At 59.1% G+C, this 24,439-nt stretch carries 25 protein-coding genes; 11 read left to right on the plus strand and 14 right to left on the minus strand.

The annotated features are described in order from the left end of the window. Positions 1-186 precede the first annotated feature (186 nt). Entirely contained in the window at positions 187-456 is a 270-nt protein-coding gene (locus tag KQ661_RS15580) for a hypothetical protein (RefSeq protein ID WP_216727441.1), read from the plus strand. Positions 457-463: 7 nt separating this feature from the next. Here KQ661_RS15580 and KQ661_RS15585 read toward each other — a convergent pair whose 3' ends face one another. The 4 genes from KQ661_RS15585 to KQ661_RS15600 all read right to left on the minus strand — a co-directional run bounded on the left by KQ661_RS15585 (position 464) and on the right by KQ661_RS15600 (position 3,559). Then, positions 464-1,525 carry a hypothetical protein gene (locus tag KQ661_RS15585; RefSeq protein ID WP_216727442.1) on the minus strand — a complete coding sequence of 354 codons (1,062 nt, stop codon included), beginning with the start codon at positions 1,523-1,525 and terminating at the stop codon, positions 464-466. 51 nt (positions 1,526-1,576) lie between these two features. Beyond that, positions 1,577-2,095 carry a hypothetical protein gene (locus tag KQ661_RS15590; protein ID WP_216727443.1) on the minus strand — a complete coding sequence of 173 codons (519 nt, stop codon included), beginning with the start codon at positions 2,093-2,095 and terminating at the stop codon, positions 1,577-1,579. 87 nt (positions 2,096-2,182) lie between these two features. Beyond that, a complete protein-coding gene (locus tag KQ661_RS15595) occupies positions 2,183-2,839 on the minus strand; it encodes a vWA domain-containing protein (RefSeq protein ID WP_216727444.1) in 657 nt (218 codons plus the stop codon). A 48-nt stretch (positions 2,840-2,887) separates the two neighbouring features. Continuing rightward, complete coding sequence (locus KQ661_RS15600; RefSeq protein WP_216727445.1) at positions 2,888-3,559, minus strand: tetratricopeptide repeat protein; 672 nt, start codon at positions 3,557-3,559, stop codon at positions 2,888-2,890. A 167-nt stretch (positions 3,560-3,726) separates the two neighbouring features. On the opposite strand from KQ661_RS15600, the gene KQ661_RS15605 reads away from it, so the two are divergent. The 3 genes from KQ661_RS15605 to KQ661_RS15615 all read left to right on the plus strand — a co-directional run bounded on the left by KQ661_RS15605 (position 3,727) and on the right by KQ661_RS15615 (position 5,450). Next, the gene (locus KQ661_RS15605; RefSeq protein WP_216727446.1) at positions 3,727-4,212 is read left to right on the plus strand and encodes a hypothetical protein; all 486 of its coding nucleotides are present in this window, start codon (positions 3,727-3,729) and stop codon (positions 4,210-4,212) included. A gap of 76 nt (positions 4,213-4,288) precedes the next feature. Beyond that, on the plus strand, positions 4,289-4,831 hold the full coding sequence (locus KQ661_RS15610; protein ID WP_216727447.1) for a murein L,D-transpeptidase catalytic domain-containing protein: 543 nt from the start codon (positions 4,289-4,291) through the stop codon (positions 4,829-4,831). Between the two features lie 55 nt (positions 4,832-4,886). Then, a complete protein-coding gene (locus KQ661_RS15615) occupies positions 4,887-5,450 on the plus strand; it encodes a hypothetical protein (protein ID WP_216727448.1) in 564 nt (187 codons plus the stop codon). On the opposite strand, the gene KQ661_RS15620 is transcribed toward KQ661_RS15615, so the two are convergent. The 4 genes from KQ661_RS15620 to KQ661_RS15635 form a co-directional block, all read right to left on the minus strand. After that, positions 5,441-5,878: a murein L,D-transpeptidase catalytic domain-containing protein gene (locus tag KQ661_RS15620; RefSeq protein WP_216727449.1), complete on the minus strand. Its 438-nt coding sequence runs from the start codon at positions 5,876-5,878 to the stop codon at positions 5,441-5,443. The two genes, KQ661_RS15615 and KQ661_RS15620, sit on opposite strands and share 10 nt — an antisense overlap. A gap of 309 nt (positions 5,879-6,187) precedes the next feature. Beyond that, on the minus strand, positions 6,188-7,354 hold the full coding sequence (locus tag KQ661_RS15625) for an ADP-ribosylglycohydrolase family protein (protein WP_216727450.1): 1,167 nt from the start codon (positions 7,352-7,354) through the stop codon (positions 6,188-6,190). Continuing rightward, on the minus strand, positions 7,318-7,890 hold the full coding sequence (locus tag KQ661_RS15630) for a protein-tyrosine phosphatase family protein (protein ID WP_216727451.1): 573 nt from the start codon (positions 7,888-7,890) through the stop codon (positions 7,318-7,320). The genes KQ661_RS15625 and KQ661_RS15630 overlap by 37 nt, the downstream gene beginning before the upstream one ends. A gap of 108 nt (positions 7,891-7,998) precedes the next feature. Beyond that, entirely contained in the window at positions 7,999-9,024 is a 1,026-nt protein-coding gene (locus KQ661_RS15635; RefSeq protein ID WP_216727452.1) for a hypothetical protein, read from the minus strand. 140 nt (positions 9,025-9,164) lie between these two features. Between KQ661_RS15635 and KQ661_RS15640 the strand changes: the two genes are divergently transcribed. The 7 genes from KQ661_RS15640 (at position 9,165) to KQ661_RS15670 (ending at position 17,019) form a co-directional block, all read left to right on the plus strand. Then, positions 9,165-10,115 carry a hypothetical protein gene (locus KQ661_RS15640; RefSeq protein WP_216727453.1) on the plus strand — a complete coding sequence of 317 codons (951 nt, stop codon included), beginning with the start codon at positions 9,165-9,167 and terminating at the stop codon, positions 10,113-10,115. 1,154 nt (positions 10,116-11,269) lie between these two features. After that, entirely contained in the window at positions 11,270-11,659 is a 390-nt protein-coding gene (locus tag KQ661_RS15645; RefSeq protein WP_216690426.1) for a COG3415 family protein, read from the plus strand. Next, positions 11,578-12,219, plus strand: a complete 642-nt coding sequence (locus tag KQ661_RS15650; protein WP_216690425.1) for an IS630 family transposase — start codon at positions 11,578-11,580, stop codon at positions 12,217-12,219. The genes KQ661_RS15645 and KQ661_RS15650 overlap by 82 nt, the downstream gene beginning before the upstream one ends. Then, positions 12,209-12,409, plus strand: a complete 201-nt coding sequence (locus KQ661_RS15655; RefSeq protein ID WP_216727454.1) for a hypothetical protein — start codon at positions 12,209-12,211, stop codon at positions 12,407-12,409. The genes KQ661_RS15650 and KQ661_RS15655 overlap by 11 nt, the downstream gene beginning before the upstream one ends. 233 nt (positions 12,410-12,642) lie before the next feature. After that, positions 12,643-13,779, plus strand: a complete 1,137-nt coding sequence (locus KQ661_RS15660; protein ID WP_216727455.1) for a DNA cytosine methyltransferase — start codon at positions 12,643-12,645, stop codon at positions 13,777-13,779. 7 nt (positions 13,780-13,786) lie between these two features. Then, positions 13,787-15,646: an AAA family ATPase gene (locus KQ661_RS15665; protein WP_216727456.1), complete on the plus strand. Its 1,860-nt coding sequence runs from the start codon at positions 13,787-13,789 to the stop codon at positions 15,644-15,646. A gap of 35 nt (positions 15,647-15,681) precedes the next feature. Continuing rightward, on the plus strand, positions 15,682-17,019 hold the full coding sequence (locus tag KQ661_RS15670; RefSeq protein WP_216727457.1) for an LlaJI family restriction endonuclease: 1,338 nt from the start codon (positions 15,682-15,684) through the stop codon (positions 17,017-17,019). 8 nt (positions 17,020-17,027) lie between these two features. Here the strand turns inward: KQ661_RS15670 and KQ661_RS15675 are convergent, their stop codons facing one another. The 6 genes from KQ661_RS15675 to KQ661_RS15700 form a co-directional block, all read right to left on the minus strand. Beyond that, on the minus strand, positions 17,028-17,462 hold the full coding sequence (locus KQ661_RS15675) for a very short patch repair endonuclease (protein WP_216727458.1): 435 nt from the start codon (positions 17,460-17,462) through the stop codon (positions 17,028-17,030). Positions 17,463-17,525: 63 nt separating this feature from the next. Then, complete coding sequence (locus KQ661_RS15680; RefSeq protein ID WP_216727459.1) at positions 17,526-17,789, minus strand: hypothetical protein; 264 nt, start codon at positions 17,787-17,789, stop codon at positions 17,526-17,528. Positions 17,790-18,185: 396 nt separating this feature from the next. Next, positions 18,186-19,859, minus strand: coding sequence for a DUF2075 domain-containing protein (locus KQ661_RS15685; protein WP_216727460.1), 1,674 nt, complete (start codon positions 19,857-19,859; stop codon positions 18,186-18,188). 239 nt (positions 19,860-20,098) lie between these two features. After that, positions 20,099-21,955, minus strand: a complete 1,857-nt coding sequence (locus KQ661_RS15690) for a DUF2075 domain-containing protein (RefSeq protein WP_216727461.1) — start codon at positions 21,953-21,955, stop codon at positions 20,099-20,101. Positions 21,956-21,963: 8 nt separating this feature from the next. Then, a complete protein-coding gene (locus tag KQ661_RS15695; protein ID WP_216727462.1) occupies positions 21,964-22,296 on the minus strand; it encodes a nucleotide pyrophosphohydrolase in 333 nt (110 codons plus the stop codon). Further along, positions 22,296-24,350, minus strand: coding sequence for a tetratricopeptide repeat protein (locus tag KQ661_RS15700; RefSeq protein ID WP_216727463.1), 2,055 nt, complete (start codon positions 24,348-24,350; stop codon positions 22,296-22,298). Before KQ661_RS15700 ends, KQ661_RS15695 begins: the two co-directional genes overlap by 1 nt. Positions 24,351-24,439: the final 89 nt, after the last annotated feature.

The following is a 24,439-nucleotide window of genomic DNA, read 5'->3' on the forward strand; positions in this document are numbered from 1 at the left end:
CAAGAAGCGCGACCGGGCAGGCAAGTAGCCCAGACCTGCACCACCACAAACAACGGGGCCAGCTGGCCGGGCGTGATGTCCGACTGGCTGTCCCCGTCTTTGTAGCTTGAATCAGGCGGTGGCTTTATATCGTGGCCACTGCCAAATGTGCGTCCAACATAAAAATATAAGCCTTAACCCAATCATATGAGCGTGACCAACTCCGATAGCGAGGCTTACTACATCAGCCGCATACGCTTTGATGACCGGCACGGCGCGTACATTCCCATGAACGTGCTCCGCGAAATCAGTACCATTCCTGAAAGCCGAGAGGTATATGCCGCTGTCTTCAAAGTCATAAACGCTAACAACGCTCATCTGATGGCAGACACCGTCGATTGGGAAGGCTTATCAGAAGATGAAATCAGCATCCATAAAATCGATTGGTGGGAGGGTTCCGGTAATCAAAAGCCATGACCTACACTCATCGTGCGGAAGGGCCAGCTGAGGGTGGGCCTGGCTCGGCGTGTAGCTCCACCACTAGTCGATGCAGCTTGTAACGGCGGTACAACTCCAATGGAGTAGTGGGCTCCTGACGAATCGGGTCAAAATCACCCGTCGCGCGGTAACGCACGTCCACCAACGCCCACCCGGTATCCAAATCCACCTTTACAAAGCCCTGAGCCCATAACCAAGCCAGCTTGATGAGCTGGCGCGCCGAAGACGGGCAAGCGCCTGGGCGTTCCAGATAGCGGCTGAGGTAGGCATGGCAGGCCGCGCGAGCGGGCGCAGGCAACCGTTCCTCGTCGTAAGGCAACAAGGGAATCTCCGGGGGGCACGCGACTCCTGCCGCCCGAAGTACCGCGTGCATACTTAGCTCGTACCACGCTTCTTCCCGGCCTTCGTACACGGTCTGTCGTAGCGGGGAAGGCCAGTCGTTTCCCCACAGGATGCCGTGGCTCATGCGTCTTTGGCACCGCAGTTGCCACCAGAGCAGCGACTCGGTGTCCGGCGTCAGCAGCACGTGCGGCTCCAGCAGGCGGTACTCGCCTGGTCGCTCCATGGAGCAGATGACCGGCGGCACTGTCGGGCACGGCTCCCACTCCCACGTTCCGCTCTCATACAGTATCAGGTCTTGTCGTCCACCGGGTAGCCTCAGCTCCTCGCCGCAGTCGCGCTCCCACAGGAAGGGCAGTACCTCCTCCGCCTGCCAGCGCCGGGGCACGCATGGCATCCGCAGGTACTGGCGCAGGCCCCGGTGCATGGCGAGCATATGGGCCAGGCCGCGCACGCCGCGCTGCACGAAGAACTGCTGAAGCTGCCATTCAAGCATCTGATAACCCATGAAGTATGCCGGCAGGACGCAGTCCGTGATGCGCCGCCCATCGGGGGCCACCACGCAGTAATACCGTTTTCGCCGCGCCGCCCAAAAGCCGTGGCCCAATTCCCACACGCTGTCGAAACCGGCGGCCAGCACTACTTGGTCGTATTGACGAAGGCCGAAGCGGCCGTATTTCTCGAAGGTGGTCAGCTCAGGATGGGGCATGGCGATGGAAAAAGGAACTAGATATGATTCAGGCGAATGAGCAGGCAGGCGTCAGGGGTCGGAAGGACGCGCGCCGGGCAGGTGGGGGCCGGGGTCGACACGGATGAACTCCACGTCGCTGCCGGCAAGCTCCTGGCTGTAGTCCCGGTCATCGTAGTGGCGCTCGGCGCCGATACTCACCAACACGTCACGCTTGGGTCCGTCATCCGTGCAGAACACGGCCTGAACCGGCAGGTCGTGCAGCCGGAGAAAGGCCCACACTTCCGAGGCGTTGTCCTGGCAACGGGCCGTCACCACCACGATGGTGGCGTGCGCGGCCTGCTCGCGCAGCTGCCGGTGAATGGCCTCGAACGGGGGCCAGGTGTCGGGCTGCCAGAACTCACGGTTGTGGTACAGACCGGGCTGCCGTTCATCAGGCACCATATCGAGGTGCAGCACGCCGTCGAAGTCGTAGCTGTAAACGGGTCGGCTCGGGTCAAAAAGCCGCGTGTAGGGGTACAGAGGCGGATATTTTCGGAGCAGGCCCGGGAAATTGTAATTCGGAAACATGAACATGGTGGTCGGAGACAAAGTGGGGAATAAATTTCCTGTTCCAGCAGGGTTTTGGCAGCCTTCGGCAGGTTTGGCGGAGCCTGCTTACGCCTCCTGTGCGGGAGGCTAATTGGCGGATGGGTCGGTGGAGAAGTAATCGCGGGAGACGTCCTTACCGGCTTGCAACCGGCGACTGTAAGCAAGACGGGACTCCCGGTCCCGGGCGAACAGGGCCGGCATCGCCTCCGGGGCGGCGGCGAAGTCAAACGAAATCCGGATGGATAGCGAGTCAGCCGCGCGCCGGGCATCGTGGTTCGCTCCGTAGTAAGTGAACGTCCAGTTCTTTTCCGTCAGCTCCTCCACCAGGACCTGGATGTCCGCCTGACTGTATTCACACGAGGCGTTCTCGATGCCGTCCGTGAGAACGGTGACCAGCACGCGGTGGTCGGCGTGGCCGTCCGTCAGGACCCGCAGGCGAGTGATGGCCTGGCCCATGGCGTCATGGAGCGGGGTGGCGCCCCGGGGGTGGTAAGATTCCGCGTTCAGGCGGGGAAGTTCGCTGGCCGTCTCATCGAACAGCGGCATGCGGACGCTGGTCCCTTTAAAGGTCACCAGGCAGATGCGGTGTTCCTGGTCGGGGAACTGTCGTTCGAGCTCCATTACGGTTTGAGCCGTAGCGTTGAATCCATCGATGACGGGCTGTCGGATGGCGCTCATGCTGCCGCTCTCGTCGAGCAGCAGGAGGTGAAATACTTTGTAGCGGGTGGCGGGTCGGTCGGACATGGAATGAGGAGTGGATGAGGAATGGAAAAAGCAGAAAGAAACCGGGCCTTACCTGGCGAGAAGCCACAGCGCCTCAGCGCGGTTAGCGCGGGCATCGGAGTAGTCGCCGTCCAGGGCCAGAGCCCGGTCGAAGCTGGCCACCGCCGCGTTCAGGTCGCCCGCCTGCAGCTCGCAGTAGCCTTTGAGGTTGAAGGCGCTGGAGTTGGCCGTGTCGCCCAAGACCAGGGCGCGGCGCAGGTTGTCCAATGCCAGCCGATACCGCTGCTCGCGCACATACAGCAGGCCCCGGCTCAGGTACGTGGCGGCCCGGCGCGGCTCCAGCTTCAGGGCTTGGCCGTAGTCCCGGCCGGCGGCTGCCAGCTCGTTCAACTCGTAGTGGGCAATGCCGCGGTTGTGCCAGGTGATAGCATCTGTTGAATTCAGCGCCAGCGATTGGTCGTAGTCGGCTACCGCCGCCCGGGGCTGTCCGCGCTGAATCCGGCAGTAACCGCGCAGCCGCAACCACAAGGCCGCAGAGTCCGGCGCGGCTCGGATAAGGGTATCGAGGGCGGCCTCAGCGGCCGCGTACCGGCCGGCGGCCAGCGCCTCCGTGGCCCGCACAGGGCTGCCGGGCGCGGGCGTGCAGGCGATGAGCAGCGACAGCCCCAGACTGGGCGCCCAATGCTTTAATCGACGAAATACTATCGCGGGGAAACGTTCGTTGCGGGACCTGTAGGTCATAAAATTAAGTTTAGATGCGAAAGGGAAAGACAGGTTCAGCGCAGGCCGCTCACGGCCAAAATGTGGTCGCGCGAAGGTGGTTGGCTGCGGTCCTGCTGGCCGGGGCGCTGACGGGGAGTATGCCGGCGGGACAGGCACCGTCCACCGGCCGTTTTCGCTCCGTTCCCATGAGCCAGCTGGAGCTGCCCTGTGACCTGAGCGCCCTCAACCGGGAGTACCTGCTGGCGCTCAACTACAAGCGGCAGCAGCGGCAGCCGGGTGCCCCGCTGGCCCGAGTCGACCCGCACCTGCTGCCCGGGACTTTTCTGCACGCTTATGAGATGGAGCAGCGCGACAGCATTTACCATGACATGAACAGCTACAGCTACGCCGAAATGTGCGGCTCCATGGTGGACATGGACCCCTACCGCGGCAAGCCGCGCGAGCTGGCTCGCTATATCTGGACGCGCTTCCACGGTTCGCCGCCGCACGACGCCACTCAGCGCGACTCGACCCTGCGCTTCGTGAGCGTGAGCTGCCTCAACGACTTCTTCGTAGTGCGGCTGACCTCCTCGCCGCGCGCTCCGAACAAGGAGCAGATGGCGCGCTTTCGCAAAACCTTGCTCCCGATTCAGACATACACCGAGCGGCGGCGCGGGGCGTTCGCGCGCTGAAGCGTCATCCGTGCGTATCCTTGCCGCCGGACCCGGGGGCGCACCCCACGTTTTATTTCTACGCTGCTCTTTTTTCATGTGGAAACGGTTACTGGTGGGGATGACCGGCGTGACGCTGGCCGCCGGTCTTTTTTTGACGCTGGCTGGCCAGCCTTCTGACGCGGAGTTGATATTCCGGGCCCGGGAAGTGGCGCAGGCGCACCGCGACCCGGTGAGCCGCCCGCGCTACGTCACGCTCATCGACTACCGCCGCAGCATCCTGGCGCGGCGGCTGGCCGTGGTGGACACGCGCGGCGCGTGGCGCGTGGTGCTGCGGGCCCGGGTGTCGCACGCCTGGAACTCCGGCCTGCTGTACGCCACGCGCTTCTCCGATGTGAACGGCAGCCGGTGTTCCTCACCGGGGGTATTCCTAACTCAGGAAACCTTCGCCGGCCGGTACGGGCCCTCGCTGCGCGTGCGCGGCCTGAGCCCGGGCGTGAACGGCAACGCACGCCAGCGGGCCATCATCTTCCATCCGGGCCTCACGTACTCGGCCGGCTGCTTCATGACGGCCCCGGACGTGAACGGCCGCCTCATCTCCCTCATCAAGGGCGGGTCGCTGGTGGCCGTAATCGAATAAGCGCAGGTTCGGCATGAGGTATCTGAAAAGGGTCGCGCTGTTCTTTTTATTGCTTTTGCTGGTGCTGTGGAGTCCGGTGGGGCGGCTGGTGGAGCGCGGCGTCGACGCGCACCTGGCGGGCATGCACCGCCGGCAGCTGGCGGACCGCAACACGGCCCTGGACCGCTGGCAGTGCCGCCTGTTGTATGGCGGCATCGTGACGCTGGGCGGGCTGCGCTACCCCGAGGGCGCCGCCGTCATCGACCACTACCTGCACGGCGGGGGCCGGGACCTGCAGTTGGCGAGCGACTACATCCGCCGTTCCCCGGTGGTGCGCCGGCGGCTCGCCGCCCTGCCCCTGGACCAAACGGCGGTGGTCACGCTGCGGCAACGGGAGGATTGGCGGCTGTCCTACGCCCTCAACCCGTTTCGGCTGCGGCGGGAGGCCCACCGCGTGGTCATCTACCAATGGATTGCCTTCGACCCGCGGCCGGCGGCCCGCACCGTGCTGGACCTGGGCCTGCTGCGCTTCACGGTACCGGACGGCCTCGTGCACGTACTTCACCCCCGGCCTTACATGGCCCGCTGCGAGTGGCCTGAGGAAAGCACGTCGACTACCCGTGGCGTGCTTCAGCGGTAAATCCAAAGCAGCGTTCCCTCCCGCAGGTAAGGACGCAGGGTCCGCAACGCCGCTTCCGATACGGCGGGGCATCCCTCGCTGCGAGCGAGTCCGCCCGGCCGCACGTAGGCTGAAGAGTGCAACACGATGCCGCGCGCCAGCGCGTGGTCGTTGGAGGCCTCCAGGCCCGCCAGCCGGTACGCCCGGCCATACCGACCCTTGTAAGTCGCCACTACCACGTACCGGCCGAGCGAGCTCTGGCGGCTGTCCGTCCGGTTCGAGAATGAACGGGCGAACTCCTGGCCACTGCCGCGCCCGTGCAACGCCTGGGTGCGAAACAGGCAGCGCTGACGCCGTAGGTCGTACAAGCCCAGGCGTGGACGGGCGGCTGACTGGCTCATGTCCAGCAGCAGGGCGTGCCGATGGTCGTAGAAGGGATTGGCCCGCACGATGCGGCGGGCGGCGGCGACCCGGTCTGACTGGCCTTCCAAGGCCGTGTAGTATTTGACCCGGTAGAACCAGGCCGGATAAACAGACCGCAGATTGGACGCGAGAACCCCCAGCGCGGCCAGCAACATTATCGGCACCGCCAACGACCACCCGGCGGGTGACAGGCAACGGCGGCGCGCGAAGGGCAACGAAACGGGTGCTAAATAGGCTGACGGTTCGGTCATAAACGCGATAAACGGGGTGAAGAGGTGAAGGGCGTATTCTGACGCTCTTGGTTACGGACCGGGCGCCGCGGGTCGCCAACGGGATTACGTCTGCAGCGGGCCCTCTGTCCGGCCTGACGTTGTCGCCAGGCGGGCCGCCAGGTCCTCAATGTCAGCCCGGCGGACCAGGGTCTCCAACCACTCGTCCGGGAAGCCGGACTCGCCGTAATACAAGCCGGCGAGCCCACCGGCCACGGCCGCCGTGGTGTCCGTGTCCTCGCCCAGGTTCACGGCCGCCAGCACCGTGGCGGCGTATGTATCGTGACGCAGCAGGCACCACAACGCCGCTTCCAGCGTGTGGAGTACGTAGCCGCTGCTCCGCACCCGGTCCTCGGGCCAGGCCGCCAGGTCACCGGCCAGCAGGGGGGCGAAGTGGTCGGTTTCCTCCTGCGGCACGCCCTGGCGGGCCAGCATGGCCGAGCCATCCTCGCACAGGCGGGCGTAGGCTCCGGCTGGGGTACGCCGCTGCGCCAACCAGTGGGCCATCGTCAAGTACAGCCAGCAGGCCGCCGTTGAACGGACGTGGCCGTGGGTGATGCCGGCCACGTTCCGCACGAGCAGGAACTCTGCCGATTCCTGCTCGGGGGCGTGGGTCAGCCAAAGGTGCAGCGGCAGGATGCGCATGAGCGCCCCGTTGCCGTTGTCGCGCTCGCCGCGCAGGCTCGCCTCCGTCAGCGCTGCTGCGCGCTCCCCGCGCAGGCCCGCCTCCGCCAGCGCTACTGCGCGCTCCACCCGCTTCAGGCTGTCGGCGGTGGTGATGCCCACGTCAAAAAGCCGCCCGTGCGCGGTCCACCAGCCCCGGCGAAACCAGCGCAGGAAGTTCTCGGCCACGAATAACAGGAACAGCTCCCCCGTCACGCCCTCAGTCATGGCCTCGGCGAGGCAGAAGGTCAGCGAAGCGTCATCCGACCACGTGCCCGCCGGCTGATTGTAGGTGCCGTAGGCCCGCATCCCCGTCACCGGGTCCTGTCGCCGGGCCGTGCGTGGCTGGAACTCCACCGGCACGCCGAGGGCATCACCGAGGGCAACGCCCAAGAGCAGCGCGCGGGCCTGGGCGTGAGGGAAGGCCGGAGGATTGAAAGAGGAAGGTCGGATGGTCGGTTCAGGCATGAAGGGAAAGGGGGTTCGTGAAATGGAGAAAAAAGAGAAGCAATCGAAGTCGTCGGCAAAAGATTTCAGCAGCCGACCGGCCAGCAGCGCACCATTTGGCACTGGCGGGAGGTTTCGGGGGAATCGGCGAAGGCCTTGGCATCGGTGCGCCGTAGATGTTGCACGAAATCGAGGGCTCGCTGCCCCGTGGCGTAGCCGCGGCGGACCAGGTAGCAGCCGGCCACCATGCCGGTGCGCCCCCGTCCGCCCCAGCAGTGCACGTACACGGGCAGCCCTTCGCCCACGGCCATGTCAATCTTGTCCAGTATTCGAATCATGTGCTCGGGGGTGGGCACGCTCACGTCCACGATGGGGAGGCGGTAGTGCCGCGCTTCCACACCCATCGCCGCGGCTTCCTCCTGCAGCTCCTGCTCGTAGCCGGGAATGATGGCCCCGTCGTGGTTTTCTTCGTCGTCGTGCATCAGATTGATGAACACGCGGATGCCCTGCTCGAGCAGGGCGCGTACCTGTTGGCGGGTGCCGCCGGCTTCCGGCTTGACGGGCACGTAGCCCATGAGCAGGCGGCCGGGAATCACCCAGTAGGCGCGGTCAAAAGGGAGAACAGGAGAGGGTACGGAGGTGGGGTGAACGTCTTGCATGATACAAAACTACCGGCCCCTCTAAGCGAAAACACCGCAATCCCAAGATTGGGAAAAGGCGTTAAAACCCCGTGTGGCTGACTACCTTCCCCACATCTCCGCTTTCGCTCAAGAGCTCGTGAGCGCGCCGGCTTTGTCCTCCACTAACTCACGCGGCAGGTCGATGCGGCGCACCTGTTGGCCCGTGCGTTCGCACCGGCGGCGGACAATCTGGTACTGGGTCACGACTGCCAAGGGGGTGCGCTCGGCCAGGTGGGCGTTGATGAAGGACACCAGCTCGCTTAGCCGGGCTGAATTAAGGGCGGCCAGCGCCTTATCCCGGGCCTGCGCAGCCGTCACGTTCGGGTTGGCCCGCCGGTAGAGAGCGGCCAGCCGTTGAGTCAACGCCTCCGTCTGTGCCTGCGAGCGGGTCATCGGCAGGCCTTCCGGGCAGGTGAGCAGCAGCACGTAGAGCGCTAGCTGCAACGGCTCCAGCCCTAAGCGTTCAGGGCCGTAGTCGGGCAGCTCGGCCTCCAGCTTGCCCAGCTGCTCGACCAGGCGGAATCGGCCGGGCCGGGGCCGGTAGTGCTGCGGGCGGATGAGGCCGGCGCGCACGAGCTGGGTCGCCTCCTGCAGCTGGTCTATCGCGAAGGGGTCGATGCCGCGCGCCTGCAGGGCCGTGCAGCATCCTTTGCAGATGTAGCCGCCCCGGATGTGGGCGAAGGCGCCCACGCGGTCAGTCGGGTCGGCGTGGTTCAGGCAGGTCTTGGGCAGGGGGTGCGGCTCGCTCTCCGGCCCCAGCAACAGCCGCAACGTGGCCTGGAGCACCGCCCAGGCCAGGAGCCAGGAACCCCGGGTGGGGTACCAGTCCGATGCGCAGCGCACCGCGATGCGGGCGCGGTTGGGTTCCGCGGGGTCAAGCGCCAGGGTCTGCCAGGCTTCCCAATCGAGACCGGGCAGCCCGACCAGCAGCCCGAGGCCGCCTTTGAGCGCCTGCCCGTCGCGGCGGCGGCGGAACGGTATCGTGCCGTTGAGGCCGCCCGGTACTTCCACCCGGAAGCGTAGGGGCCCGATGGCGGGCCGCAGGTGCTCGAGCGCGGTGAGCAATAGCTCCGGATGGAGGTAATTTTCTTCGGACGAAAAGCTGATGAACATGAGGGGCGAAACTACGCACGGCGGGCACGTTTCAACGTCCGGTTTTCCCCTTTGCCCGGAACTGAGCGTTCAGCGGCCTCGCCCCGTTATCTTGCCGGGCCGGAGCGCTGGTTGGTCCGCTCCTTGCTTTTCCCAAGAGTATGAGCGTCCCTTTCCAGCCTTGGATTATTCGCCCCGACGGCACGCTGGTCATTGAGAATTTTTGCCGCTACGGAACAGAAGATTGCCGGTTCTTCACCGTCGATTCAGTGGCGTTGCCCACCGGGTCATCCCAAATCCTCTTCTCCAGGTACATGACTTGCACGCACTGCGGTGAGATTGACCTCATATCCCGTCCGATGCTGGAGCTTCCGCCTTCTGGCTACGCCGTCTACCACGTGATTTGGAAACGGCCTCCCAGCCCCGAGGTAGACGGCAGGCTACGCACTTTAGAAATCTGGATGGTCGCCAACTCCCGGCGAATGGCCTATGAAGTGACCTTTGGCAAGTGGCGGGGCATAACGACAGTTCCGGGAGCGCGCTGCTTCATTGACGGCGAGGAATATGATAACGGCCGACCGTCTTTTGCACAGATGCTCAAGTGGCACGTCCCTCGCGGTGATGTCAGCCGACTCGTAGCCAGCCGTCCGCGATGGCAGGCCCGGCAGGGGAAAGCAGGCGGTGAGAAGACAGCTCCCGTTGTTCCCAATCGCGGGGATATTATCCTGGAGAACGGTTTCATCCGCTGCGCCCCCCCTGCCATCACCGTGGTAAAAAACACCAAGCTCATCCGCAACGAGCAGGACCTTTACCGGCTCCTGACCCCGTATGAACGGGACCCTTACTTTAACCGCTACCATGTGGTGGACCAGCAGAACGGTCTCAAATTGCTGCTATTATACGACATCCATCGCCCCTCGATTCATGACCCCTCATCTGGCACGACGAACTTTGTGCTGGATGTTTCGAAGTATGAGGACCAGCACCATATTCTGGTATGCACGAAACGCGCCAGCGACAACCTTCGCGTCTACGACTTGGTCAGGCGCCTGCGCCACCTGTTGCTGGATGCCGAATCCAAAGAGCGAAGGAGACTCTCGGGCTCTTTGTAATGGGCCGTTCGCCGTCCAATAATCTTCGGTCGGCTGGCGTAGCCGTGCGGGAGCTCATGGGGAGCGAGCCGCCCCCCGGCCCCATAGTTCACCCGTTCACTCGAAGAGAATCGTGACATGCCGGCGCGGTCGGTCGCCGGAGACGTCTCCGGCACGTGCAAGGGCAAAGCAGAGGACTGACGCTCCTTGCGTTCGTGGCTGCCCGCCCTTATTTTACCGCTGCTACTAACCCTTCTCTAATGCGCCCCGTGCGACTGACCTTGCTCCTTGCCCTGCTACCGCTGCTGGTCGGTATCGGCCTCAATTTCTTCTCTCTCCCACCCGTACGCGGTCGGCGTCCCGGTGCACGCGCTACTGCTACTTTCATGCCTGTCCTCACGCCACCAGGGCGAATAGTCCGGCGTACTTCCGGCTCCGGCCCGTGTACGCGGCCACCATCAGGGGCTTATCGGCGGGCGGCAGAAGATGGTACGTGACGGCGAATCTGGTTTTTTTCGTGATTTTGGTTCCGGTCTTGCTTCTCTGGCTGACTTATGGGGTACTACGGGACGCTCGAAGAATCCGTGAGATGGGGGCGTTCCACCATCATGTTTAACGCCCTGGCTCACGTGGCTAACCAAGCAGCCGACTCTATTTTCTGGTATTGCGTCGATTTCATGGTGAATCTGGGTCGTATCAGCGGTTCCTCTTATCCGGAGGCTAACGCTTGGATACTGCTGGTGATGATTCCTGGGCTAATCGTGCTCCTTATCGGGGTGCGGGTCGTGCAGAAGTTTCAGCTTCGAAGGCTCCGGCAAAGCGGTAATCAAACTAGCCGGCACGGCGCGGTCCGCTAATAAAAAATAACGAACGGGCCACAAATTAGCCGGCCCATATATCAGCAGGAGCACCGTAGCCGGTCGTCTTGTGCGATTGGTCATTTCCTGTCGCGTAGCGGCAGCGATATTTGTTCAAACAACCGCCTTCGACTCATGCGCGCCAAATTATTCCTGCCGTCCCAACTTGAACGGTCTGTACAAGCAACCGGATTCACGATGCCCGACCCTGTTACGGGTTTGGTCCGTGTTCCGCCCCAAGCGGCTGAGTTACTAGAGTGCGCGCATAGCTTAGAGCGGTTTCCTGTTCCGTGTACAGATTTTCACCTATTTTTCGGTATGAAAGCCTATTCGATTGATTTGCGGGAGCGCGTGGTGGCCGCCTGTGCCCTGCCAGGGGTCCGCATTTATCAGGTGGCGGCCCAATTTAGGGTATCCATCTCCTTTGTGGACAAACTCTTGTGCCGGCAGCGCACCACGGGTTCGGTGGCGGCCTTGCCGCCCAGCGGCGGTCCTGCGCCACGGCTGGACCCGGCGGGCCGGGCGCAGTTGCTCGTCTGCCTGGGCCAGCAGCCCGACGCGACGCTCGACGAGGTGCGAGCGGCTCTGGCGGCGGCCGGCGGGCCGGCCCTGAGTCGCACGGCCGTGTGGCGGGCCGTGGAAAGCATGCGCTGGGGCCGCAAAAAAAAAGCGTTCACGCCGCCGAACGCGATACGGAGCGGGTCGTAGCCTTGCGCCGCTCGTTCGTGGAGGCCGTGCAAGCGGAAGACTGGACGCGCTTCGTGTTCGTGGACGAGACCAGCACCAACCTGACCTATTGCCGCCGCTACGGCCGCGCCGCGCAGGGCCGGCGCGTGGACCAGGCCGTGCCCTTGCACGGCGGCCCCAACGTGACGCTCATCGCCGCGCTCACGCCCAACGGACTCGGGGCCCTGTTAAGCGTGAACGGCGCCGTCAACGGGGACGTGTTTACGGCCTACCTCGACCAGGTGCTGGGTCCCACACTGCGGCCGGGCGACGTGGTGGTGCTCGATAACCTGTCCGTGCACAAGGTAGACGGGCTGGAGCAGGTGGTCCAAAAATACGGGGCGCGGCTGCTATATCTGCCCCCATATTCCCCCGATTTTAACCCGATTGAATTGGCTTTCAGCAAACTTAAAACCTGGTTGCGCAAGGCCCAGGCCCGCACCCGTGATGCGCTGGAAGAAGCCATTCGCACGGCGGCCGAATGGATAAGCGAGCACGATGCCAAAAACTGGTTTGACCATTGCGGCTATCATGTACACTGAATTGGAAACTGCTCTAGTCGACGTGTTAGCAAGCGGGCCTGATTACGTGGCGTTTTCAATATTCGACTTCGAAGGTGAAGTCAACCTCGCGGCGATGGAGGCTGTAGCTGAAATCAGCGGACATGATTTCGACGCCGCTGACGAGGACCAGACGTTAGCAGGGCCGGTACTAATCATATATGAAAGCTAACTTTCTTAGTTTAGTAATGGGCTGGCTCGTGGGCTGGTAGAAAAAAAATCAAGTCTTTTAAAAGCGACTCGGGTCAGGCTACCTGGTTAAGCTTTATGGTATTGCCGTCTGCTGAGGGCTAACATCAGGGCATCGGTAGGGAGGCCGGCACGACCTTAACCAGGGTCCGTAGATTGTACGCGATTACAAACCGACTAACTTTAGGTCGACAAAATCTTACAACGGGCCTACTAATGGGAAAGAATAAATATACCGTCCTCAGCATGTTCAGCGGGTGCGGTGGGATGGATAAGGGCTTTATCGATGCCGGCTATGAGGTGCTATGGGCTAATGATTTAAATAAAGACGCCTGCGACACGTATCGCAAAAACATAGGTCATATAGAAGAAGGTGACGTCTGTGATGTCGCGGTTCCGCTTATCAATGACTTGGACGTGCTGACCGCCGGCTTTCCGTGCCAGCCATTTTCCAACGCCGGTTCGAGGAAGGGCACGGATGATGACCGTGGAAATTTATACCACCAGTGCTTGCGGTTCATCAGAACGCTAAACCCGAAGGTCATTCTGTTCGAGAACGTCCGGGGCTTTCTTTCATTCAAGAACGGCGACGAACTATTGATTGAGACAGTATGCCGGGAGCTATCAGAACTCGGCTATGAAGTCCAATTCAAGCTAGTCAAGACCAGTGATTACGGAGTGCCGCAACACCGCATCCGTCTCATCATCGTCGGAACCTTGCAGAACGTGCGATTAGGCCATTTCAGCTTCCCGCAGCTCGTCAAGGACGTAGACCTTACGCTCGGGGCAACCATATTGGATATTCCCGCTGACGCTCCAAACCAAAGTGAGCTGATGCAGCTGAACCCGCAGGCCGTTCTGCTCGGTACCTTCGTCCCTGAGGGTGGTTCATGGAAGAATATTCCTACCGAGCATCTGCCCGACCGTCTGAAGCTGATTCGAGACAATATGGAGAAGTACCGCTGGCCTAACTTCTACCGGCGGTTCCACCGCAACGAAGTCGCGGGTACAATCACCGCCGCGTTTAAACCGGAAAACGCCGGAGTGTGGCACCCGGTGGAATCACGCGTCTTCTCGGTGCGGGAAATCGCGCGGATTCAGACGTTCCCGGACGACTTCATTTTCTACGGCGCTAACGTAAAGTCGAGGTATGCGATGATAGGCAACGCGGTCCCGCCACGTCTGGCCCAAGTGTTGGGTGAAGAAATAAAAGTCGTGCTGCAGGGCAAGACGCGCAAGAACCGTATCGTGCCGGTGAATTCGTCAAGCTTCGACATAGCTAAAAAGCCGGTGCGTCCTAGTGACCTGCCGATTTTCTATGACGGTCCCGCCGTGCTGGCTACTTTAGCTTAAAACCATTATGGGTTACCAATTCACGAAGGCCGCTTTCATTGAGCAGTATAAGAAGTTAAGGTATCTTAGAGAGGATGGAAAGAAAGCTGGAGAATTAACCTCGATTCTCTGCACACTCCTTTCATTCGATATGACTGAGCGGTCACTGGGTAAACCAGGATTGGATTTGAGAAATAAAGGCCCTGAGAGGAAAAAGTTAGGAGAAGTCTTCGGCGGGCTGATGACTTTCGACACCTCCAAAACTCCTAGACGTTACTTGCTCGCGCGCGAGCTAGGCTGGCTTACTTGGTCAGATAAGGACGCGAAAGGCGTTTTAAGCAGCAATTTTTTGACTGGAAAGGTGAAGGCCGCGAGCACAGCCGCACAACCAATGTCATATCCTGGGGGGCAGCGTGGCACCGCTGTTCTTGAAGTGGGCAAAGGCGCCGATAAGACGGAAGCGTCAAAAGTCGACGATTGGAGTACGGGACTGTTATCACTAGCAGAGAACCGCAACTTAGATGAGTATGATGTAGACAATCCCGACTTGGGGCCTCTCATCGTATTCATCTTAAGAGACGTAGTATTCGCTGAGGAGGTGATAAGCGATACGGAAGATGTTATCACCGCCGCACTAAAAGCAGTACTTACGGATGAGGTCGCCGAGTTCCTTATTGAGAGGACGGACTTTAATAAATGGGCCGGCTGGTTTTCTGAAGAAAGTCTGTTTGATGCCTTCCCCTATGAAACACTTTTAAAAGAACTATCTGAAGGAGAGGACGAGGACGAAGGTGGGAATGAGCCGAAAGCCCACGCGACCGATTTCCCCAGAAACAGAATCATCTACGGCGCGCCTGGTACCGGAAAGAGCAATAAGCTGAAGACGGAGGCGCTCGGGTTTGAGGAAACGCGGGTCATGTTTCATCCAGATTATACCTATAGCCAGTTCGTTGGCGGCTATCGACCGGCTACTCTTTATCGGACGTTGGCTGAAGGTGTTAAGATATTCGATGTCTCTAAAAGGGATAAGGTCGTGCCGCAGTTGGAGCCAGTAATCGACTACGCGCTGGCATCAGGGCCGTTTCTGGACGTGCTCGTTAAAGCGTTGAACGATAAGACGAAGAATTACCTGCTAATTATTGAGGAAATCAATAGAGCGAACGTGGCCGCAGTCTTCGGGGACGTGTTCCAACTACTGGACCGAGACGACAGCGGAGTAAGCGAGTATGACGTGACCCCGAACCATGAAATCGGCGCCTTCCTAAAGGCGACAATAGAGGGATTCTCGGGGAAAATGCGCCTACCAGCTAACATGTACATCTGGGCTACGATGAACAGCGCGGACCAAGGCGTGTTTCCGATGGATTCCGCTTTCAAACGCCGTTGGTCATTTGAATACCTGCCGCTGAACCAACCGAAGCAGGACTTCCTTTTGCGTAAACTGAAGGTGACGTTCCTTGGTCAGAAATACTATTGGGTGCCATTTAGGAAAGCCCTCAATGATTTTCTGACGGATAGGGCTAAAGTCTCCGAGGACAAATTGTTGGGAGCTTTCTACATGAAGAAGAGCGAACTAGGCGACCCAGACGCCATTAAGAATAAGCTGTTGCTTTACCTTCGTGAGGACGTGCTACGCCACAACCATACAGCTCTTTTTGAACGACCAACATTCTCTCAAATAGCTGAGGCGTATGATAAAGGAGGCGCTGGGCTCTTTAAGATGGATTTTATAAAAAGCCTTATCGAACTTAACGATAAGTATGCCCTTAGCGGAGCCCCCACCGCACCTGAGGGCGCCCCCGGCGATGAAGGCATGGCGGAGGATGAGGAAACGAGCGAGGAAGGGGAAATGATGGAGGATGAAGACGGGAGCCAAGATGAAGGCTAATTCTCATTAACGCTCTATAGTCTTCCATAAGGCCGATGAAACGCAACATTTCATACTATGTTGAAGGGCGCCGTTATCCGGTGGCGGAGCTTATCGAAGCACTACCATTCGCTTCGTTAACGTTTCTTAAAGATAATCGACTACTAGTAAGGCCTAAGAAGAACGGCGCATCGCTGCTCAAGTTCGATTTCGTCGGTTTCCTGTCATTCGGAAGACTCCTGATTTGCGTACTGCCGAAATTTCACCGGTCATCTGGTCCTCCCGTCAACGCCGATGAAGTAGCTCGTCTACTACTACAGACGATGGAAAAGCATGGTCCAGTGACGGAAAGAGGTGTCCCATCGGATGAGCCTGGCTTCACTGCCGACCGGTCACCGCTGTTCGATGAGCTCACGGTGGGCCGCGACTTGATTACGGACTATCTCGCGAACGGTCTGCTCAATCATGAATTAAGATTTAACGAACTGAACGGCCCCGGTCGGATAGATTGGGAGACCACCGTTCAACGTGAGTACGCGCTCGTATCCACCAGCGGAGCGTTCTATCCGGTGACTCATACGGCGGCGCGGCGTAGCATCGACTCGCTTAAGCTGACGGAAATACATAAGGCCGTACTGAACGTCTGCGTCGAACGCTACGGGTGGGCATCCGACTACGAAATCACCGCTGACTTTGAGTCGACGGTTGAGTTGGGGACCTATGACGATGAGCTTTTGCAGACGCTGCGCCAAGAGTTGAATCAGACCTACGTGGATAGCAGACTGCGGACCATACGTAATCTAATCAGCTTCATCGAACAAGTTAACGCGGACGAATCACGACCTAACGTGTTCGGGACACGGTTTTTCCATGTGGTGTGGGAGAGAGTATGCGCCGCGCTGCTTCCTGCCGGTGGAGCTTGGAAGCGTGAACTGTTAAAGCCTCTCTGGCATGACTACGCTGCTCATACGTACACGGATAAGGCTACTAGGCTGATACCCGATTCCATCTACCGTTGTCAGAGCGAGCCGGCCATCATCATCATCGACGCGAAATACTATAACGTCAAGGCTCAGGCGGCGCCCAAGCTGCGATATAAAGGCGCGCCGGGTATCGGGGACGTGCTGAAGCAGTTCATCTATGAGGACGCCGTGGCCAAAGCGATGGAGGGAGAGGAGATTGAAATCCGCAACTGCTTCTTGTTTCCTACAGATAAAGAAAGCGGTGGTTTTCCGCTGACACATCTGGGTTTCATCAGCTACGACCTGCAAGCGTTCAAAGACAAGCGCATAATGATGGCGACCGTGTCGGCGAACAAGGCGTTCGCTAATTATGTGAACGGCGGCAGTCTGCGAGACGCTGAAATAGCGGCTTTCTTCCTGAATCCGGTTTAGCGGCTCCGTCAGGATTTAGGTAAGGACAGCAGCGCATCACGCAGGTCCGTAAGGGTCGCTTCGCGGACCTGCTTTTTTAGATAGCATTCCCATATGACGAACACGTGCCAACCGAGCTCCTGTAATTCGGCCTGCTGCCTAGCGTCACGGCTAACGTTGCGGTCGAATTTGGCCTGCCAGAACTGTACGTTTGACTTCGGTTTGAGCGGCTTCACTAGGCATTCCGCGCCGTGAGCGTGCCAGAAGCACCCTTGAATGAAGACCACCGCTTTACGGCTGGGGAATACTATGTCAGGACTTCCAGGCAGGTCTTTGCCATGCAAACGGAATCGTAGGCCCTGAGCGTGGAGGTATTTTCTTACCAGCATTTCAGGCTTCGTATTCTTGCCCTTCACTTGGGACATGTTGTAGCTCCGGGCGGGTGTAGTCGTGACGTCTAGCATATCAAGAAATACGTCCGCTCATCTCCCTTCGTTCCGGGAGCTGGGTATTTCCTCGCTAGGGTATCATAGAGGGTCAGTTGGGCGACCTGCTAACCCGCCGAGGCTGACGGTCTGGTCGGGGGTGATGAGGCCGCGGCGGGCTTTGGCGTTGGTGATACTGAGTTTTTCGCGTAGGGCGGCGGCGTTGGGGTGGTCGGACTGTTTGGTGAGGGGGCAGCCGAAGGTGCGGGTGCAGGCGATACTTTGGCGGCTCAGGGTGCCGTCTTCGCTGTGGGCTATTTGGTGGCAGGGGAAACCTTGCAGCTCGCGCACCAGCCTTGCTCCCACTACGCCGCCGAGGTGCTTGCGGGCGTAAGCATTCGGAGCAGCTGGCTAGGTCGGCAGCGGTGATGCCCTGGGCGTAGAGCTTGGTAGCGTACTGGTGGCCGATGCCCCACACGTCTTCAACAGGAACACTGCTAAGGCTCTGGCGCTAGGCGAAGCGGCCGAGCTGCGGGCGCATGGACAGCGCGACTCGATGAGAGACTACATCTCGCGGGACCGAGTACGGTACACGTTCGTGACGTTATCGGCGTAGGCGTTCGAAGCAGCGGCGTGGTGCTATGAGCAACTGAAAGGGAAGCAGCAGCGCAAGCGGGCGTGAGCAAAGAGCTATTAATCCACTTCAGAAAGAGGCTATTTACAAGTGGCCTAGAGCACCTTGCAGTATTTACACATGCGCGACTACTCCATCCGGGTCTGGAAGAACCGGCCTGTTTCTTCATCTTGGAAATAAACGTAGCATCCCTGGGTCCCACGGGTCATTAACACCTTGTATGTGTTGCGCAAGAACTCCAATTGCTCCTGGGGCCGCACACGGTAGTTATTAATGGCAGTATCGGAAGAAGCGCTTCCTTGCGCTACCCACCCTCCCTGTTGCTGACGGTAGACCAAATCGGTGCCGACGATGACACCGACGTAGTCGAATTCAAACCCCTGAGCAGTGTATATACAGCCCACTTGGTTAATGCCGCCAGGAGCGGTAGCCCACAGCGAAGTCTTAGGAATGCCAGGGGCGAGGCGGCCAGCGTTGTCCTTCGCATTCCACGGACGGTGGTAGCTGAACTCGTCGGTTTCAATAGTGATGTTCTCGACTAATTGGCCATCGGGCAATGGGTCGGACCAGGGCCAGCAGAAGCCGGCCACCATGCGGGCGGTGTGGCCTTCCTGACGGCGCTGTTCAAGTATTTCCTCAATCTGAACGGGGGACGAGATTATCTGAAAATCGTAGCCCTGACTGGTGCCCCAAAGCACGTTGGCAGTGCGCTGGATGCCCAAGGTGTTGTTTAGCCAATTGATGAAGCCGCTGGAGCCGGCGCACCGAAACTGAGCCTCGAGTTTGAACTCCGCTATTATGACACCCTGCTGCTCGGCCGCCTGCTTGAGTGAGCTGTAGGAGCCAATCTCACCGGGGCGCACTCGCTGATAGTCGTCGATGAAGAATACTGATACCCAGGCCACCTGAAGCAGCTCCTCCACTTGGGGCAGTTCGCTGCGCTGTTCGGGGCGGGTGAAGCGGGAGTTGCTGGAGCTGCGGATACGGTGGGCCTCGTCGCAGATGACGACGTCGAGGGAATTAGGAATGGCCTGACCGTAGGCGTTGAAGTAGGTGAAGAAGCCGTTGCTGCGGGAACTGAACTGACTACGCAGGTTCTCGGTAAAGGCCTTGGAGCCGGTAGCGTAGTGGGCCTTTACATCGCGGCGCAACAAGTCGTTAAGCAAGTGCAGCGCTATAACTGACTTACCAGTCCCGGGACCACCCTGAATAAGTATCGCCGTTTTTACCTGGTTCTCTTGAGCATCGAGCACCGCAGTGCGGACACGGTCGTATACGAGCAACTGGTCATCGAGCAGCACATAAGTGCTTTTCTTGCGCATGATGTTGTCGACGTGCTCGAGCAGCTTTTTGCTGGGGCGGTAGCGGCCAGCGTCAATTCGCTGAAGAATGGACTGGCCGTTGCCACCAGCCAAACGCTGCTGCAGGTACGTCCCTAATTCCTCTTCCTGTTGTGCCCCATAGATTGGATACTGCTGCAGTAGGTTAGCAAACTTCGGCTCCAGTATAGCATCAGCTGGTTTAAACATGTAGTTATGCAGAAAGGCACAGGCGTGGAGACCTATGGCAGCATCTGTGCCGTTGAAAGCAGTGTGGACGTCAGTCAGGTACTGGCTGTACTGGCCCACCTGGGCAGATGGGTGTAGTACGTCGCTCAGCTGGCCACCTAGCCAAGTGACTACTTCGTTAGTCCCAGCTGAGGGTTGGCTTTCGGACCACTGCTTTAGCTCGATGATGACAGCTTGGCTTTGCTGCTGTGCATCGTGGCCGCAAATGAGACAATCGAGCCGCTTGGAAGTCAAGGGTAACTGATACTCGAGCAATACACCATGGTCGAGTAGCTGGGCCTGCTCAAAGACCCGACTGACGCACTTCAACGAGTTATGCCAAGATGTAACTTCGTTGGGCTGGGGCTCGGTGCGGTAGTAGTCAAAGAAGGCCGTTTTGAGCTGGCCTACAATGGCATTGTGGGCAGTGGCCGTGATGAAGTCGGTAGAAGAGCCGGCGTAGAGTCTCGTGGATGGACCTGGCGTGGAGGAGCCTAACTTGGTTGAGTGGTGCGGCGGCGTAAATAGGCTGCAGTCTCAGGGTCCGTGCAGTACACGTAGCAGCCCTTCATGGCTCGCGTCATCAAAGTTCGATAGGTGTTTTTAATCACCTCATCGAGCAGAGTCCGCCCTTCAGCCGATTTCATGAGTTCCCTCTTCTTCTCTACTGTTTTATCCGCTCCGGCCCGAGCCATTGCATCTGTGATGACCTGTCCATCCCGCACTACTAGGTCGGGGCCAATGATAACGCCGATGTAGTCCAACTCCAGTCCCTGCGTGGTATGAATACAGCCAACCTCGGTCACAGAGCCAGGGTCATCAATCCAGTTATTACCGTACTTGCTGAGGTTCCAACGATGCTGAAAAGTTGGGGAAAGCTGAAAGTCCATCTTCTTATCATCCTTCTTACTGTTCCATTTCCAACAGTAGCCGGCAGCCATTCGAGCACGATTGTTTAGTGCGTTTTTTTTATAGATAAGCTGCTGCAACTCATCAGGCGTTTCTACAACTTTAAAGTCGTAGTCTGTGGCATCAAGTGTCGGGTTAGCTGTTTCGCGAATATCCAGCACGCTGTCGAGCCACGCCATGTAAGCATCAGAACCATTGCAGCGGAACTGTGAGTGCAAATCTTTGACATGCACTTCTGCCCCAGCTTGAGCGGCCCAATGCCGTATTTCATCCTCACTGCCAATATCCTGCACAGCAATACGCTGATTTTCGTCAAGGAAGAATATTGAGCAACGAGCGGATGTGATTATTTCCTTTATCTGGTTTTCGCCCAGATTACGGTAAATGCCTGATTTCTCATTCAAACGGTGCGCTTCGTCCACAATCAACGCATCAAAAGTGTTGTCGGACGTTTTGGTGAAGCCTCCAGAACCCACAAACAAAGAATCGAAACGGGAGCCGCGCATAGTACCTGTAAGCTTTCGCTTGTAGACGTGGCGCGGTGCCGAGTTCCTGCTGATGTACTTGGCGTTCAGTGGTTGTTTTGTGAGAGCCACCAGCAGGTTGATGGCCACCACCGTTTTGCCGGTGCCAGGGCCGCCACGCACAATGAGGACCTGCTTGTTGTCATTCGTAGCCTTGGCAGCCAGCTTGCGTGCCGTTTCATACACGACCTTCTGCTCATCAAGAAGTATAAACTCTTGTTTCCCCTTCAGCAAGCCGGCCAACGCTTCGGCCAGTTGCTTGCTGGGCTTGATGCGGCCACCGTCGATGCGGTACATGATACCGGTGCGGTCGCCCTGCTTGACGTGCTCCCGAATGAAGTCGCGGAGCTTGGCGGCATCGGACTTGAAAAACAGGGGTGCTTTCTCGACGTAACCGGCATACTGGCCACTGGTCAGCACACCATCATCGGAATGATTGTGCAGGTAGGCACAGGGAAGCAGCTTTATATTTTCCTCGTAAACCGTCTCGTTGAAGCCTTCTAAGTAGGCAGCGTAGGACCAAGCCTGATAGGACGGATGGTTGACTTCTTGGATACCACGGCCAAGGAAGGTTGCGACTACACCATCCTGGTCAGTGGCAGTAGTGGTGGACCACTGCTTTAGCTCAATAATAATTGCCTTGTCGGTGCCGGAGTCGTCTTGGCCAGTTAGGACGAAATCGATGCGCAAGCCCGAATATGGTAGCTGGTATTCAATACTGACACCGCTGTCTTCAGGAATCTGACTGTCGCTGAGTACGCGGTCCATGTACTGCATGGAGTTACGCCAAGAGTTGATTTCTGACTGAGCGGTACGCTTACCCAGCTTTTGGAGAACTTGGGCCTGAATGATGTTCTCGACGTTGTTGGAGAAGACATCTTCGCGGAATTCGGCCTTTGATTTCTGGTAGACAATCATTGAAAGAGCTAGAGTTCGGTATGTTTAGTGGCGTTGCCACGGGCTTTGTCGGCGGGGTACTTCTCAGCGTTACGGGCTATTTTTTGCTGCATGAGCTGCGGAATGTTCCAGCCGTAGCGGTCGGCCAACTGAAAAGCATAAAGCAGCACGTCGGCTAATTCTTCCTGCACCCGGTCAGGGTTTGCTTGGTCCGCCTGCTTCCACAGAAACTGCTCATTCAACTCGGCTGCTTCGATACTAATGGCCAGCGCCAAATCCTTGGCATTGTGGAACTGCGCCCAGTCCCGCTCGTCGCGGAACTGGCGCAGCTGCACCAAGATGGCTTCGAAGTCGGGACTCATTACTTGCCGCCGGCCATCGCACGGGCCATCTGAAGCTCCTTAGCGAAATCGAGGCCGGTATCCATGCCCGGCTCAAGCTCCTGAAAGCCTGTGTACATCCAAGCCAGCAACTGTAGCGCCGAGAACGTCTTGCCGGGGAGGGACGCGAGGTTGTACTTGCTGGTGCGGTTGTTAGGGTCAAGTCCGGAGCGGCCCAGCAAGGCAATTTCGAAGGTGACGGCCTGAAGCTGTTCGCGGGCAACCTCGGCGAAATACTTCAGGGCATCGAGGCAGTAGAACATGACAGCCATTTGGCCAGCGGGGCTGTCGCCATAAGTCAGCGGCTCCTTGAGGGCATCGGCTGGCGGCGGTGTATCGAAGCCAAGCGGGTCGCGCTCAATGGCAGCCAGCACCTCCTCGGGGGACTGCTCGCCGTTGGGCTCAGCGGTGTAGTCGGCGTTGGGAGTAGGCTGGTTGCGGGCACCCTCGGGCTGGGCCCGGCCGGCGGCCATGTCGCCGCGGACGCTGGCTTCGTCCTTCAACTCGAAGTAGGCAGCCATGCCCAGGTCTTTACCCCAGTGCTGCACCAGTTCGTATTCCTCGCCGGGCTGGCGGTCGACGCGGTACTCCTCGTACTCCTTCCACAAGCGCTGGGCTTCCTTCAGGTCGGCCACGGAGGCTTGGAACTCGCGGGTCAGGTCGTAGCCGAACAGTTCTTTGAAGTGAATGGCCGCCACGATATTCAGGACGGTGTTAGCCCGATGCACGGACGGCGGCGAGAAAGTGGCTACCTGCTTGTTGCGGGCGGCATCGATGTACTCGAGCAGCAGCTTGTGGAGGGAGAGGAATTGGGTGGGCCGGAGTTCCACGTACTCGCGGTACAGGAAATCCTCAATGAACAGGTCGATGGGCGCGTTGTAAATCTGGCGCATCATTCCGTCAAATATGGATTCAATGAAGCCGGTGATGTTGCTGTCACTGTATCCGGACTTCTCCAGCTTCTTGAGCTGCGGCAGGGCCAACTTGATGAAGGACTGCTTGGCGGTGTTCGTGGTGGTGAACAGCCGGTTGTTGCCTTCCTCGCGGGCTTGCACCATGAAATCGAGGTGCACCATCTCGTGCATGACCAGGTGGTCAACGGCCGGGTAGCTAGGCTTGAACCAGATTTGGTGGTAGAGCCGGCTGTAATTCTCGGCTATCTCGAGCTTAGCAGCAGTGGGGATGTGCTCGTCGGCGTCGACGCGTATTTCCTTGCCCGAGGCGGCTTCCAACCGCTCCTGGTACGCATCGGCCAGCGAGAAGGTATTGGTGCTACCGGTCTGTTGTTTGGCCGTTTGCAGCAGTAAGGCCAGGGATGCTTTACGGATGGGGTCGCCGGCACCGGCGTTGCGCAGGGCCTGCGAGGCGAAACCGAACGCACCGGTGTAATCGCGTTGCTGCTGGCGCGTCATGGCCAGCGCGTAGAGCACGTTGGGGTAGTCGGGGTTGATTTCGTGGGCAATCTCAAAGTAGCGCTGGGCCTCCTGGGCCCGACCGAGCTGCATGAGATTACCGCCGATGTTGTTTATGGCAATAAAGTCCTTGGGATTGACGGCCAGGGCCTGGTCGTAGAACTTGTTGGCGGCCGTGATGTCGTTCTTGGTGCGGGCGTAGATGTTACCGAGCATAATCAGGGCGTAGCCATTGCGCGGTTCCCAGCGGAGGGCATCAATCAGCGCGTCGATGGCGTCGTCGCTGGTCCCGGTTTCGGACAGAATCTGGCCTAGGACGCGGTGGTACTCGGAGACAGTGGGGTTCTGCTCTATCAGCTTGCGAAGGCGCGGCAGGGCCTGCTGAAACTGGCCTTCCTGGCACATCTTGAGCACCTTGTTGTATTCGCCCTGCTGGCTGCTGATGGCCTGGGTGTCAATCTGTACGGTTACTATATCCTTGTCAATGGTGACTTTGGGTCTGAAGGGCCCATAGGTGTAAAAATCGGTCAGGTACTCGGTCAGGCGGTCAGGATTTTGACCGAAGACTTCGGTCTCTGGGAAGAGGCTATATAGGAAGTCGTTGACTTGGTGTATGATAGTCATGTATTGAAACTAGGGCGATTTTTCAGCTCGGAATTCTTAGCAGCCTCGTTCTGTCAAGGTAACCACATAATGGTGTACTGTATCAGATA

Origin of the sequence: Hymenobacter siberiensis (genome assembly GCF_018967845.1) — a bacterium.
In the GTDB taxonomy this organism is placed as follows: domain Bacteria; phylum Bacteroidota; class Bacteroidia; order Cytophagales; family Hymenobacteraceae; genus Hymenobacter; species Hymenobacter siberiensis.

Bases quoted from the DNA above. Each gene is read 5' to 3' on its own strand.
- KQ661_RS15580 (WP_216727441.1), top strand. From the start codon at position 187: ATGAGCGTGACCAACTCCGATAGCGAGGCTTACTACATCAGCCGCATA.
- KQ661_RS15585 (WP_216727442.1), bottom strand. From the start codon at position 1,525: ATGCCCCATCCTGAGCTGACCACCTTCGAGAAATACGGCCGCTTCGGC.
- KQ661_RS15595 (WP_216727444.1), bottom strand. From the start codon at position 2,839: ATGTCCGACCGACCCGCCACCCGCTACAAAGTATTTCACCTCCTGCTG.
- KQ661_RS15600 (WP_216727445.1), bottom strand. From the start codon at position 3,559: ATGACCTACAGGTCCCGCAACGAACGTTTCCCCGCGATAGTATTTCGT.
- KQ661_RS15605 (WP_216727446.1), top strand. From the start codon at position 3,727: ATGAGCCAGCTGGAGCTGCCCTGTGACCTGAGCGCCCTCAACCGGGAG.
- KQ661_RS15610 (WP_216727447.1), top strand. From the start codon at position 4,289: ATGTGGAAACGGTTACTGGTGGGGATGACCGGCGTGACGCTGGCCGCC.
- KQ661_RS15630 (WP_216727451.1), bottom strand. From the start codon at position 7,890: ATGCAAGACGTTCACCCCACCTCCGTACCCTCTCCTGTTCTCCCTTTT.
- KQ661_RS15635 (WP_216727452.1), bottom strand. From the start codon at position 9,024: ATGTTCATCAGCTTTTCGTCCGAAGAAAATTACCTCCATCCGGAGCTA.
- KQ661_RS15640 (WP_216727453.1), top strand. From the start codon at position 9,165: ATGAGCGTCCCTTTCCAGCCTTGGATTATTCGCCCCGACGGCACGCTG.
- KQ661_RS15645 (WP_216690426.1), top strand. From the start codon at position 11,270: ATGAAAGCCTATTCGATTGATTTGCGGGAGCGCGTGGTGGCCGCCTGT.
- KQ661_RS15655 (WP_216727454.1), top strand. From the start codon at position 12,209: ATGTACACTGAATTGGAAACTGCTCTAGTCGACGTGTTAGCAAGCGGG.
- KQ661_RS15660 (WP_216727455.1), top strand. From the start codon at position 12,643: ATGGGAAAGAATAAATATACCGTCCTCAGCATGTTCAGCGGGTGCGGT.
- KQ661_RS15665 (WP_216727456.1), top strand. From the start codon at position 13,787: ATGGGTTACCAATTCACGAAGGCCGCTTTCATTGAGCAGTATAAGAAG.
- KQ661_RS15670 (WP_216727457.1), top strand. From the start codon at position 15,682: ATGAAACGCAACATTTCATACTATGTTGAAGGGCGCCGTTATCCGGTG.
- KQ661_RS15675 (WP_216727458.1), bottom strand. From the start codon at position 17,462: ATGCTAGACGTCACGACTACACCCGCCCGGAGCTACAACATGTCCCAA.
- KQ661_RS15690 (WP_216727461.1), bottom strand. From the start codon at position 21,955: ATGATTGTCTACCAGAAATCAAAGGCCGAATTCCGCGAAGATGTCTTC.
- KQ661_RS15695 (WP_216727462.1), bottom strand. From the start codon at position 22,296: ATGAGTCCCGACTTCGAAGCCATCTTGGTGCAGCTGCGCCAGTTCCGC.
- KQ661_RS15700 (WP_216727463.1), bottom strand. From the start codon at position 24,350: ATGACTATCATACACCAAGTCAACGACTTCCTATATAGCCTCTTCCCA.